This window comes from Ligilactobacillus sp. Marseille-Q7487 (assembly GCF_949152225.1).
GTDB lineage: Bacteria > Bacillota > Bacilli > Lactobacillales > Lactobacillaceae > Ligilactobacillus.
Genome location: NZ_CASCJC010000001.1, coordinates 252,986 through 266,179 on the forward strand (window position 1 = coordinate 252,986; position 13,194 = coordinate 266,179).

Here is a 13,194-nt window from a genome sequence, read left to right on the forward strand (position 1 = left end):
GATGGAGACACAAAATACTTCTATAAAAAGTAAGCTTGGACAATATATTGTTTTATGTTTATTAGCCTTATTTGTTTTAGTGCCATTTATTTTGGGCTTTTGGAGTAGTCTGTTACCGACTGCTGAAATTTCACAAGGGAAGTTTTTTAGTACAAATATCTCATTAAATAACTATATTTCAGCAATTCATCATACAGAAATACTACGCTATATGGTAAACAGCTTAGTAATTTCTTTGGTGACGATGCTAGCCCAATTACTGTTTTGTTCAATGAGCGCTTATGCATTTGTCTTTTTGAAATTTAAGGGACGTAACTTGTTGTTTGGTGTGTTTTTGATTACGATGATGCTACCATTTGAAGCCCAAGTGATTCCTAACTTTAATACGATGCGTCAATTAAACTTGTTAAACACCTATGCTGTAATGATTGTTCCATTTTTAACATCTGCTTTTGGAACATTCATGTTACGGCAAGCATTCATGCAAATTCCAGGCGAATTAAAGGAAGCTGCTGATATCGAAGGGTTATCGCATTGGCAATTTTACCTTAAAGGTGCTTTACCTTACGCTAAGATTAGCTTGTTGACACTTGCATCGTATAGTTTTTTAGCTAGTTGGAACCAATATATGTGGCCAATGTTGACGACATTTAGTGATCAGTTTAGACCAGTGCAATATGGCTTGAAACAATTGCAATCACAAGAAACGTTTAATGATTGGGGAATGATTCAAGCAAGTGCAGCAATCGTCGTAATTCCAACGTTGATTGTTTTATTTATCGGACAAAAATCATTCAAGAGTGGTATTAATGATGGGGCGGTGAAATAATGAAACTGACAAAACTTGCTAAATTTGTATGTGCAGGGACTTTGGCTTGTTTATTAGGAGCTAGTTTGAGTGGTTGTAGTAAAAAAGATGCAATCCAAGCAGATACACGTACTAAAATTGTTTTTTGGCATGAAATGACCGGCCAAGGACAAGATAAGCTTGAACAATTAGTTAATGAATTTAACAAGTCCCAAGATAAATACACCGTTGTTCCAGAATTTGTGGGAAGTTATAACGAAGCGATTCAAAAAATCTTGAATACACATGGTACGGATGCTTCGCCGGCTGTTTTTCAATCGATGGACGTTTCGACTGCACAGATGTATTATAGTGGATATACAACACCTGTTCAAAAGTTCATCGATGAAGATAACTATGATGTCAGCCAAATTTCAGATGTAGCACGAGCTTTTTACTCTAAAGATGGCAAGCAACTTTCGATGCCATTTAACACATCACAACCGGTGCTATATTATAATGCAACGCTCTTAAAGGAATATGGTATTACACCACCACCTAAGGATCCATCTTATAGTGATATTACTCGAGTTGCTAACGAACTTTATGAAAAATCAAATCATAAGATTAAAGGTATGAGTGTTGAAATTTATGGTTGGTTTTTTGAACAATTCATGGCCAACTCTAAAGTATGTATGGCTAATAACGATAATGGACGTTCTGGAATTCCAACGGCAGTTAATTTCACTAATCAAGCAACGGTGGATGCTATGAAATGGATTCAAGATAATTTAAAGAACGGTTCATTTATGAATTATGGTGCTGGTTCAAATGCTGGAACCAACGAAACAGCGGCGTTCTTATCACGAAAATTAGGTATGTTTTTACAATCTTCTGGTTCAATTACACAGTTAACAACCGGAACTAAAGACGAAGTGGGCGTGTGTTATTATCCACATCCAGATGGCCAAGAGGCTAATGGAGTCTCGATTGGTGGAGCATCTTTATGGATTTCAAATGACAAATCAAACAAAGTTCAACATGGGGCATGGGAATTGATTAAATTCTTGTTATCTGCTAAATCCCAAGCACAATGGCAAGCAGCCACAGGTTATTTAGCTTTAAATAAAAAGTCACAAGAACAAAAAGTTTTAGTAGATTTGTATAAGAAAAATCCAGCTGCTAAGGTTGCAAGTGATCAATTGAATAGAACGATTGCTAATACGGCTAATTCAGGTATCTTCATGCAAAATGTTGTGCAAGAACGCCTCTTGAGCCAAACCGCAATGGAACAAATTTATGATGGAACAGATGTTAACAAAGCGCTTCAAGAAGCCCAAAATTCAATGAATAGCTATATTACTTCCAGCAACAAGGCGGAAGGATTTACTAAGTAAAGAAGGAAATAATATGACAGTACAAACGAAAATTTTCGGACATCGGGGATATCCGGCCAAGTTTGCAGAAAATTCATTAGAAGGATTTAAATATGTTTTAGATAATGGCATTGACGGAATTGAGTTTGATGTTCATCTGACTAAAGATAATATTCCTGTGATTATGCATGACGAAAAGATTGATCGCACAACTGATGGTAGTGGATTGATTAATGATTATACTTTAGCAGAGTTGAAACATTTTAAATTGGCTAATGGTGAAAGTATCCCGACTTTGCAAGAACTTTTGGAGCTAGTTGGCTCAAAAGATGTGTTGCTTAACTTAGAATTTAAAACTGACGCTATCGCTTATCCAAACATCGAACGAATCGTCTTAGAGATGGTTGCCCAAGCTAATTTGGCGCATCCGGTCATTTATTCGTCGTTTAATCTACAAACCTTACGCAACTGTCAGGCTATTGCACCCGGGCAAAATTATAATTGGTTGATCTTTAAAGATTTGCCAAATGCCGATGAAGTGGTGGCAACAGAAAAATTGGCGGGGATTCATCCGCATCGCTACCAAGTTTGTCAAGCCCCACAACGCGTCTGGACGATTAACGACGAGGCGACGGCTAGGGACTTATTTGTTAAAAATATTGCTGGAATTTTTACTAATGAGTTCGAAAAAATGTGGGAATTACGGGCTAAAATCTAGTTGCGAAAAAAATCGTCAATTTTTGATAAAAACTTGAGATAAAACACTCGTATTCTCAAAAAAATATGGTACAATGAGAGAGTCCTAAGTAAGGACTCTCTTTATTTGTTTTTTGTGTTTTCTTTGAGCGGCAGGGGTGTCGCTCTTTTTTTGTGCTCATTTTTATTTTACTTTTTGTATAATAAAGTTAAGAAAGGTGATCAAAATGACAGAAAAAGAATATAAACATGAAGTTGTTAGACCAAATGAAAAATTACCGGTTTGGGTTTGGATGCACAATTCAAATTTTAATTATTCAAGTTATATTGCGCCACATTGGCATCAATCGATTGAATTGAGTTATACACTCACGGGTGAAATAGATGAATTCATTATTGAAGGTCAAAACTATCATTGTGAGCCTGGCAAAATACTGGTGGTTAATTCACAAGAAATTCATAGTATAAAAGTATTTAAAAACGGAATAGATAAAAGAGCGCTATCTGTAATATTTACATATAAGTTTGTTAAAGAGATGTATCCTATGATAGATAACATGGTATTTTCATTGAATAATTATTCCAAATTAACCGATGGTCAAAAATATAAATACAAGAAATTGCAAAAATTGTTACAACAAGTAGCAACAATTTACGCTGAGAAAGAAAACGAGTATAAGAATATATCGATTAGTGTTAAACTTTTGGAAATATTGGAAATTTTAATTAAGAATTTCATGATAGAAGCTAAGTGTAAAAGTACTAAGGAAGTTAGGATTGTTGAAAGGACACAAGCAATAATTGAATATATTCAAAAAAATTATCAAGAGGAATTATCGTTAGAAAATATTGCACGTTATCATCATGTTTCTAAAGAGTATTTGGCTCGTTTTTTCAAAAAATACATTGGAATCACAATTGGACAATATATAGCAGAAATAAGAGCTAAGCATGCTTATGATGATATTGTTACGGGAAAGCATAATTTAACAGAAATCGCGCTAAACAACGGCTTTAGCGGGATTAGAACGATGGATAGAGCTTTGATTAGAATTTATGGCCGAAAAGCTAGTGAATTAAAAAAGGTCAATTAGCGCCAATTATAAGTTAATTGATGACAAGCGGTCTAGGCGTTAGGATGGTACTATAATAGATGTAGAAAGCGCTTTCGATTACATTTTTAAGCTTTTTATATTATCTATACTTAATGGAGGCATTTATTATGGGATTATTTAATAAGTTTCAAAGTGGCCTAGAAAAGATCGTTGGACCGTTTGCTCAAAAGGTTTCACAAAATAAATTTATTAATTCGTTAACAGAAGGTTTTATGGCTTCAATGCCTATTACTTTAGGGATTGCTGTAATTGCTGTTTTGGGTAATTTACCATTTAAACCTTGGATGAACTTTTTAAACAGTACAGGTTTATATACTGTCGCACAAGATACGGTTTCATTGACTTTATCATTATTAGCAATTTATGTTGTTGGTTCAATTGCTTATGCTTATACTAAAAACCAAGGTGAAAAAGGTATTATTGGTGCAGTTATTGCCTTAGCTTCATTTATCTTATTAATGCCATTACAAACGGTTGAAATCAATAAAGAATCGCTAAGTGTCTTAGATACAAGTTATATGGGAAGCGATGGGATTTTCGTAGCAATTATTTTAGGTTTATTTATTCCTTGGTTATACTGTATCTTAATGAAGAAAAATTTACGCTTAAAGTTGCCTGAGGTTGTACCACCAATGGTTAGCCAATCATTAGCTCCAACTTTTGTTGCGATGATTATTTTTTCATTGGTGTTTGCAATTAAATATGTAACGTTTATCTCACCATATAATAATATCTTTAATTTAGTGACAACCTTTATTGGTAAACCAATTGCAACATTTGGTGCCTCACCAATTTCATTGATTATTGTGTTTACTTTAATGAATTTAATTTGGTTCTTTGGTATTCATCCAAACACTATTTTAAGTTGTTATATGCCAATTTTAATGATGACAGGTGTTGCTAATACTGAAGCATTTACACAAGGGAAAGCATTACCATATTTAATGTTTTCAGTTGTTGCTTCTTGCTTACAAATTGGTGGTACCGGTAATACTTTTGGATTATGTATTGCAACATTATTTGCTAAATCGGAAAAGTATAAATCGATGCGTAAATTAGTTATTCCGGCTAACTTCTTTAATATTAATGAACCAATCATCTTTGGGTTCCCATTGATGTTAAATCCATTGTACTTTATTCCGATGGTCTTTAGTCCAATGGTTTCAGGTTTTGTTGCGATGGGCTTATTCCAAATTGTTCAACCAAATCTTAATCCGACAATTTCGATGCCATGGGTAACACCAGGCTTTGTATCGACATTTATGACTGGTGGTCCGCTCTTGTTAATGTTTTGGATTATTGCTTTGTTGATTCATTTTGTAATGTATTTGCCATTCTTCTTAATTGATGATAAAGCAGAATTAGCAAAAGAAAAAGAACTATTGGCAAAAGAAGAAAAAGAAGCTGTAGTTGTTGAAACGACACAAGCAATTGCCAAATAATTGTTTATTTGTAAAGTAATTAGGAGGTTTTTTAGATGAGTTTTCCAAAAAATTTTTTGTGGGGTGGCGCAACCGCTGCTAATCAGTATGAAGGCGGATATTTAGACGGTAATAAAGGTTTAGCATGTTCTGATACGATTACGGATGGAGATGCTAAAACACCACGACGTATCATGATTGAATTGGCAAATGGTGAGCGAAAATTTATTAGTCGCTTTGAAGATGTACCTGCTGGAGCTAAAGCAGTTATTGATGAAAATACGTACTACCCGAGTCATGTAGCGACAGATTTTTATCATCATTATCAAGAAGATATTGCTTTACTTGCGGAAATGGGTTTTAAAACCTTTAGAATGTCTATTAACTGGACACGTATTTTTCCGAATGGAGATGATAAAGAACCAAACGAAGACGGTTTAGCTTTTTATGATGCGGTTTTTGATGAATGTCATAAGTATGGAATCGAACCATTAGTAACAATTGCACATTTTGATATGCCATTAAACTTAGCGATCAAATACGAGGGCTGGTTATCACGAAAGACTGTAACTTTCTTTGAAAATTATTGCCGTGCAATTTTTGAAAGATATCGAGATAAAGTTAAGTATTGGTTGACATTTAATGAAATTAACTTCTTAAGAGATTACAGCACCTTAGGAATTACGGAAGCTTCAAATTATGCTAAGCAACAACAAGCGATTTATCATGTATTATTAGCGGGAGCGAAAGCAGTTATTTTGGGGCATCAAATTAATCCTGAATTTAAGATTGGTTTGATGGTAGCTAATATTTTGTTTTATCCAGAAACCTGCAATCCACAAGATTCTTTAAAATTACAAGAAGTTGAACGCAATTTTAAAGACTTCTATTACGATGTACAATGCAGAGGTTTTTATCCTGAATACAAATTAGCAGAAATGAAGCGCCATGATTTTAAATTAGTAACAAAAACAGAAGATGCTGTTATTTTAAAAGAAGGTACGGTAGATTTCATTAGTTTTAGTTACTATAATTCGGCGGTTGTTTCGACTCGCGAAGATGCAACAAAGACAGGTGGTAATCAGCTGGCGGCCGTAAAAAATCCTTATTTAGAAGAATCTGAATGGGGTTGGCCTATCGATCCGACAGGTTTACGTCTATGTTTGAATCGATTATATGACAAGTATCGTTTACCATTAATGATTGTTGAAAATGGCTTAGGAGCATTAGACAAAATTGAAGAAGATGGATCAATCAATGATGATTATCGAATTGATTATCTAAGGAAACATATTGTTGAAATGAAAAAAGCGGTCGAAGAAGATGGTGTTGAACTTTTGGGCTACACTCCATGGGGCTGTATTGATTTAGTTTCTGCTGGAACAGGTGAAATGAAGAAACGTTATGGATTTGTTTATGTCAATATGGATGATAAAGGGAATGGAACTTTGAAACGATTACGTAAAAAATCATTTTATTGGTATCAACAAGTGATTTCTTCAAATGGTGAAAATCTAGATTAATACAGCAACAAATATCATGGATATAATCCATGATATTTGTTTTTATTTTAAATATTAGAGTATAAAAATCTGAAGTAAAGGAGAAATGATTTTATGGCACTTATTCGTGTTAATTTTATGGCAAAAAGTTTGCATAGAACAGTTTCAGCATTGGTAGTATTACCAACTGACAAAATTTCGTTTGGACCACAAAAAGTTAGTCGTCCTAAAAAATATAAAACACTATATTTATTACATGGTATCTTTGGCAGTGAAGTTGATTGGATTTCTGGTACGAGAATTCAACGATGGGCAGAAGAAAAAGATTTGGCTGTTGTAATGCCAGCCGGCGAAAATTCATTTTATACCGATCATCCTTGGAATAGCGAGTATTATTCAGAATTTATTGCCAAGGATTTGGTTGAATTTACGCGCGCAAGTTTTCCGTTGTCAGATAAAAAAGAAGATACGTTCATTGGTGGTCTTTCAATGGGCGGGTATGGCGCGTTGTATAATGGTTTGAAGTATCATGATACGTTTGGTGCAATTGTTGCTTTATCGGCCGGATTAATTGTTAATGAGGATATGCCTAAATCGGTACAAAATCCAGTGTTCTTCCCAGATGAAGATGGTTATAAGCATATGGTATTTGGAGCAGATTTAAATTCTACACTTACCAGTGAAATTAATCCAAAAGTTTTGATTGCAAAATTGGTTTCTCAAAAAGTGGCTTTGCCTAAGTTGTATTTTGCGATAGGTGAAGATGATCATTTATTAGCTGCAAATCAAGATTATGCTAAATTACTCGATGAGTTAGGGATTGAATATACCTTTGTCGTTGATCATGGCGCACATGAATGGGATTTCTGGGATCGACATATTAAGTTAGCGCTAGATTGGTTACCGTTGGATAATGCAACTAGTGGAGCTAACAGTGGTAATATCACGGGATAACAAAAATAGGGCTAGGAAAAAACTCAGCTTCAATAGAAAAAAGGCCCACGTCAAAAAATTGGCGTGCGCCGAGTTCATGTTAGAGGTGAAAAAGCAGTTCGAAATGAACTAGGATTATTACTTCTGGCGATTAACATATCAAAATTATGGCATTTATTCCAAAAAAGAGGGATAAAATCCCTAAAAAAAACGAACTAAAAATAGACATAATAGAAAAATAGCTGATCAAACTTCATTTTTAGAAATTCAATCAGCTATTTTTATGTCCAGACTAGTACTTTTTTCCCAGCCCCATTTTTTAATCTTTATTTAGTTGGCTGTGTTTAATGCCATAAGTAAAGTAGATGATAGCTCCAATTAAAAACCAAATACCAGAGGTAATCCATGTACTAATCGAAAGCTGTGATAGCATGTATACACATAATAAAACAGAAATTAGTGGTAAGATAGGGAACAATGGTACTTTGAAGCCACCGTTGTTATTAATGTCTTGGCGTTTACGTAAAGGTAAAACACCTAAAGAAACAAACATAAAGGCAATTAAGGTTCCGATGTTAACAAGATTCGTTAATTGATCTAAGGAGATAAATCCACCAGTCAAAGCAATAATAATTGTTACAATTGCCATACTGTGCTTAGGTGTATGAGTCTTAGCATCAATCTTACCTAAAAATTTTGGTAACAATCCATCACGACCAATTGAATAGATTAAGCGTGAAGAACTAAAAATCATGGTAACCATCATGGTAAACATTCCAGCTAATGCACCTAATGAGATGATGCCGGCTACCCAATCTTGGTTAACTAAATGCAAAGCATAACTAACAGGATCACCAACGTTAAGTTTGGTATAAGAAACCATTCCTGTTAAGACAACGGAAACTAAAATATATAAGATTGTACAAATGACAAGAGTACCGATGATACCACGAGGCATGTTTTTCTTAGGGTCTTTAACTTCTGCTGCTGAAGCTGAAACGACATCAAAGCCAAGATAAGCAAAGAAAACAAGCGAAGCGCCGATGCTGACACCTTTAAATCCAAAAGGCATAAAAGGAGTCCAATTGGATGGCTTAACGTAAAAACAGCCAACAATTAAAAAGAGGACAATTACGGCAATTTTGACTAAAACCATGATGCGATTGATAGCCATCGAAGTTCGAACACCTTTTGATAAAAGCCATGAGATGAATAAAACAATCAAGATAGCAACTAGATTAAAATAAGTACCATTAGCTGGATCAAATGGCCCGTTTAATGCTTTTGGAACTTCAATTCCAAATCCGCGTAAAAAGGCATTGAAATAAGAAGCCCACCCCGTTGAAACGGCAGCGACAGCTAACATGTATTCTAAGATTAAAGCCCAGCCTAAAAACCATCCGATAATCTCACCAAAGATGACGTTGCCAAATGAATAAGCACTACCTGCGATTGGTAGAGCTGAAGAAAGCTCGGCATAACACATAGCAGATGTTGAACAAACGATAGCTGCCATAATAAATGAAATGATGATAGCAGGCCCGCTGTGTAATGCAGCAACGGTTCCTGGCAAGATAAAGATTCCTGTTCCAATAACAGCACCTATACCCATTGCAATTAAGTCTTTTGAGGTTAAAGTTTTCTCAAATTTTCGATCTTTAGCAATATAGCGGGAAAGTTCTTCTTTTTGAAAAATTCGTTGTGTAAGTTTCATATAACATAACCCCCATGCTTGAATAACCATTAGATTAAAATGAGGTTTTTTTAATCTACTATTAAAATGTCTTACATATGTTTATACCATATCTTGGGCAAATGAGAAAGTAAAAATTAGAAAAATAAACATGTTTTTGGCTAAAAAAAACTAAAAGCATTAGATTTTACTTTACAAAATAATAGGCGTATAGTTCAAGTAAGAAATAAATTGAAATGAGGGTTAGATATGTGTACGGGGTTAAGTTTTGTTAATGGAGATTTTTATTTTGGAAGAAATTTGGATCTAGATTATCATTTTGGAGAACAGGTAGTTATAACACCGAGAAACTTTACATTGACTTATAAATGTGAAGCTCCTCAAACTAAGCATTTAGCTTTGATTGGAATGGCTAGTGTCGTCGATGGTTATCCATTATATGCCGAAGCAGTTAATGAAGCTGGTTTAGGGATGGCAGGTTTGAACTTTCCAGGATTTGCACATTACGCTAGTGTTAAAAAGGAAAATGCATTAAATTTGACCCCTTATGAAATAATCTTATGGTTATTAGCACAGTGTAAAAGTGTACAAGAAGTTCGCGCAAAAATAGCAAACTTGAATATGGTGGAGATTGACTTTAAGCAAGGTCTACCATGTGCAAGTTTACATTGGTTAATAGCAGATAAACATGAATCTGCAGTTTTAGAAGTTACTAAGGAACAAACTAAGCTATATGATAACCCAGTTGGAGTTTTGACCAATAATCCAACTTTTGATTATCATCTTTTAAATTTACATGCTTATCTAGGTGTTAATCCTAATCAGCCGGTAGATACTTTGACCAAACTTGGTTTACAACCTCTAGGGCAAGGAGTAGGCACGGTTGGATTGCCGGGAGATTATTCGCCTGCTTCGCGTTTTATTAAAGCAGTGTATTTAAAGAGTCACGCATTGTGTGAACAAAGTGAACTAGCAAATGTGACGACTTTTTTCCATATTTTAGATTCGGTGGCTTTTGTCAATGGAGCAACACAAACGCCAGATAAGACGCATGATATTACGCTTTATTCTTGTTGTGTTAATGCGCGGACAGGGGAATATTACTATAAAACATATGAAAATAATCAACTCACAAAGATTAGTTTACACAATGTTGATTTAGAACAAACTACTTTAAGTTGTTATCCATTGGTTACTACCCAACAAGTCTTACAAGCAAATTAAGCTATGAAAGTACGTTTTTTAGGCGTACTTTTTTTGTTACAATAAAAATAAGTCTAAATTAAAGGAAGGTAGCGATGAAAAAACGTGTATTGGTAATTTGTGGAACATCAGGAAGTGGTAAGACGACTGTCAAAGAATATTTGGTTCAACAAAAAAAGATGATTCCGGTTTTGACACATACGACGCGTACTCAACGTCCAGGTGAAAGTGATGATGCATATCATTTTGAAACACAAACGAGTTTTTTTGAAAAACATTATTTAGAATACGTTAAATATGATGGTAACTACTATGGCTCATCGTATGAAGCCTTACAAGAAGCATTTAATAAAGGTGATTGGGCAGTTATTGTCTTAGATACTAAAGGCGCCTTAAGTTATTTGGAAAAATTACCGACCAACACGGTTGTTTTATATTTGCAAGTCAGTGACAAGGAATGCTTGCAACAACGGTTATTAAAGCGTGGGGATACTTTAAAAGCAGTTAAGAAGCGTTTAGATAGTTTAGAAGCTAAACGAGATCAATGCTTACCGCAAGCTTTAGCTTCTAAGGCATATATTTTAGAAAACGATCAATGGCAACAGACCGTCCAAAAGCTAGATGAATGGTTAGCTACTTTATAGTAGGATTGTTTTAGTAAATATGATATGCTATTATAACAGTAATGATTACGATATAAAGGAGAAAATAGGATGCTGACGGAAGCTTTACAGGTGTTGAAACGTGGCGGTTACAAATTAACCAAACAAAGAAAGAGTATGCTAGAGTATTTGAGTCGTTTCAAGCATCAATATGTTGATATTAAAACGATTGACGCACATATGCGCAAGATTTATCCTACGATGAGTCATAATACTATTTATCGTAATATTAAAGAATTTGAAGAATTAGGCATTGTAGAAACAAGACGCAAAGCCGGTGGAGCTAGCGTTAAGTATCAGTGTGACTTTGATAATGTACATCATCATCATTTTATTTGTCGCAACTGTGGACATGTCCAAGAGATTCAAATGTGTCCTTTAGAAGTTTTTGCAGATCAATTACCTGGATGCTTGATTGAAGATCATCGGTTTGAATTGCATGGTCTTTGCGCAAATTGTCAGCGAAAATTAGCAAAGGTTTAAGAAATATTTGGTAAAACTTTGAAAAAAATAGGCTAGACTAAAAAGTGGAGGAAGAAAATGACTAAAAGAACAGCCCCTTTTATTACACCGTTTGCGATTATGTCAGCGGTTTTGGCCTTAGGAGCGACAAATGTAGCAGTGAATAATGTGACTAATACCGTTGAAGGTAAGCCTAGAGTTGAAGTTAATTCTACTCAAAGTAGTAGTACTCAAATAAATAGCAGCTCTAGTCAAAAAGAATCTAGTTCAGTTGAAAGTCAACAACAAGCTTCGAGTAGTACTCAAGTTCAAGAATCTTCGCAACAAGAATCTAGTTCTAGTCAATCAAGTAGTAGTAGTAGCTCTAGTTCAAGTGATACAACAACTAAGCCAAACGATCAAACACAAACTAAACCAGATGATGGTGAGCAAGCAGCGTCTTCGAGTGCGCAAACGACAATTCAAACTCCACCATCGACCAATCAAACAACAAACTAGGAGAAAAAGAGAATGTTTAGTTTTTTTGGAACAATTGCAGGCTATTTAGGCTATATTAATCTTAGTGTTAAGCTAAAAAATCAAATATACACTATTCTAGCATCCGGTGGTAATTTTTATTTGCTATATGTTGCATATAGATTTTTTGTCAACGGCTTTGTTGGACGCGGCACCTTGTTTATCTTAGCATTTTTAATAATCGCTTATTTTGCATATTTGAATTTTTTGTATTACTTTACTACTAAGTCGTCAAAATATGATATTTCACCTAAGATTGAAAAAATGCTAGGGATTGCAGCTAAAGATCCATTGGCTACAACAAGCAAGAGTAAGCCACAACCAGGTTTTGTTCAAACAAATGGTATTTTTAGTGAAGAAAAGCTTTTACCAACAATAATCGATATTACTCCAACACAACAACAAAATTTAAATATGTTGGTAGCTAAATTAGAAGCAAATGGTTATTTGCAACTAGATTATGGTCAAAAAGATGAAGCGAGTTTATTAGCAAAAGCTAGCCAGGATGCTAAACCAGTATATGCATTACAAGAACCTGTTGTCTTGCCTTATTTTGAATTGCAAGTAACGCCTCAAGGTCTATTCGTATATGGCGGTCTTAACCAATTAGAAAAATATGAATTAGCACAGATTAAAACAATTGGTTTGTTGGCAGCTAAAAATGCACAACAAGATTATGATTTGACTTTAGCAACAGTTGTAGTTCAAAAAGGGCATTATCGTAGGGCAGGACGTGCTAGCTTAATGCCAGAAACTAAAGCTGATTTTGCGTTAGAAGTTAAGGTAGCGTATAAAGAAAAGGCATAAAAAAAGGCCTCCTTGATATGT

13 protein-coding genes are annotated in these 13,194 nt (G+C 34.6%); 12 read left to right on the forward strand and 1 reads right to left on the reverse strand.

Annotated features, from left to right (window positions below; translation table 11 throughout):
* Position 1: 1 nt before the first annotated feature.
* From QM017_RS01120 to QM017_RS01150, 7 genes are all read left to right on the forward strand, one after another.
* Positions 2 to 829 carry a carbohydrate ABC transporter permease gene (locus tag QM017_RS01120; RefSeq protein ID WP_178196033.1) on the forward strand — a complete coding sequence of 276 codons (828 nt, stop codon included), beginning with the start codon at positions 2 to 4 and terminating at the stop codon, positions 827 to 829.
* Entirely contained in the window at positions 826 to 2,184 is a 1,359-nt protein-coding gene (locus QM017_RS01125; protein ID WP_282709543.1) for an ABC transporter substrate-binding protein, read from the forward strand. The genes QM017_RS01120 and QM017_RS01125 overlap by 4 nt, the downstream gene beginning before the upstream one ends.
* 13 nt (positions 2,185 to 2,197) lie before the next feature.
* Positions 2,198 to 2,881, forward strand: a complete 684-nt coding sequence (locus QM017_RS01130; RefSeq protein WP_178195958.1) for a glycerophosphodiester phosphodiesterase family protein — start codon at positions 2,198 to 2,200, stop codon at positions 2,879 to 2,881.
* Positions 2,882 to 3,086: 205 nt separating this feature from the next.
* Positions 3,087 to 3,953 carry an AraC family transcriptional regulator gene (locus tag QM017_RS01135; RefSeq protein ID WP_282708597.1) on the forward strand — a complete coding sequence of 289 codons (867 nt, stop codon included), beginning with the start codon at positions 3,087 to 3,089 and terminating at the stop codon, positions 3,951 to 3,953.
* Between the two features lie 128 nt (positions 3,954 to 4,081).
* Entirely contained in the window at positions 4,082 to 5,416 is a 1,335-nt protein-coding gene (locus tag QM017_RS01140; protein ID WP_178195962.1) for a PTS transporter subunit EIIC, read from the forward strand.
* Positions 5,417 to 5,451: 35 nt separating this feature from the next.
* Positions 5,452 to 6,918, forward strand: coding sequence for a family 1 glycosylhydrolase (locus QM017_RS01145; RefSeq protein WP_282708598.1), 1,467 nt, complete (start codon positions 5,452 to 5,454; stop codon positions 6,916 to 6,918).
* Between the two features lie 93 nt (positions 6,919 to 7,011).
* Positions 7,012 to 7,851: an alpha/beta hydrolase family protein gene (locus tag QM017_RS01150; RefSeq protein ID WP_282708599.1), complete on the forward strand. Its 840-nt coding sequence runs from the start codon at positions 7,012 to 7,014 to the stop codon at positions 7,849 to 7,851.
* Between the two features lie 298 nt (positions 7,852 to 8,149).
* On the opposite strand, the gene QM017_RS01155 is transcribed toward QM017_RS01150, so the two are convergent.
* The gene (locus QM017_RS01155) at positions 8,150 to 9,544 is read right to left on the reverse strand and encodes an amino acid permease (protein WP_282708600.1); all 1,395 of its coding nucleotides are present in this window, start codon (positions 9,542 to 9,544) and stop codon (positions 8,150 to 8,152) included.
* 228 nt (positions 9,545 to 9,772) lie between these two features.
* On the opposite strand from QM017_RS01155, the gene bsh reads away from it, so the two are divergent.
* The 5 genes from bsh (at position 9,773) to QM017_RS01180 (ending at position 13,173) form a co-directional block, all read left to right on the forward strand.
* A complete protein-coding gene (gene bsh / locus QM017_RS01160; RefSeq protein WP_178195971.1) occupies positions 9,773 to 10,747 on the forward strand; it encodes a choloylglycine hydrolase in 975 nt (324 codons plus the stop codon).
* Between the two features lie 74 nt (positions 10,748 to 10,821).
* Complete coding sequence (locus QM017_RS01165; RefSeq protein ID WP_282708601.1) at positions 10,822 to 11,370, forward strand: AAA family ATPase; 549 nt, start codon at positions 10,822 to 10,824, stop codon at positions 11,368 to 11,370.
* Between the two features lie 69 nt (positions 11,371 to 11,439).
* Complete coding sequence (locus QM017_RS01170) at positions 11,440 to 11,871, forward strand: transcriptional repressor (protein ID WP_282708602.1); 432 nt, start codon at positions 11,440 to 11,442, stop codon at positions 11,869 to 11,871.
* A 57-nt stretch (positions 11,872 to 11,928) separates the two neighbouring features.
* Positions 11,929 to 12,348 (forward strand): hypothetical protein, encoded by a 420-nt coding sequence (locus QM017_RS01175; protein WP_282708603.1) that lies wholly within the window; start codon positions 11,929 to 11,931, stop codon positions 12,346 to 12,348.
* Between the two features lie 12 nt (positions 12,349 to 12,360).
* A complete protein-coding gene (locus tag QM017_RS01180) occupies positions 12,361 to 13,173 on the forward strand; it encodes a DUF6681 family protein (RefSeq protein ID WP_282708605.1) in 813 nt (270 codons plus the stop codon).
* Positions 13,174 to 13,194: the final 21 nt, after the last annotated feature.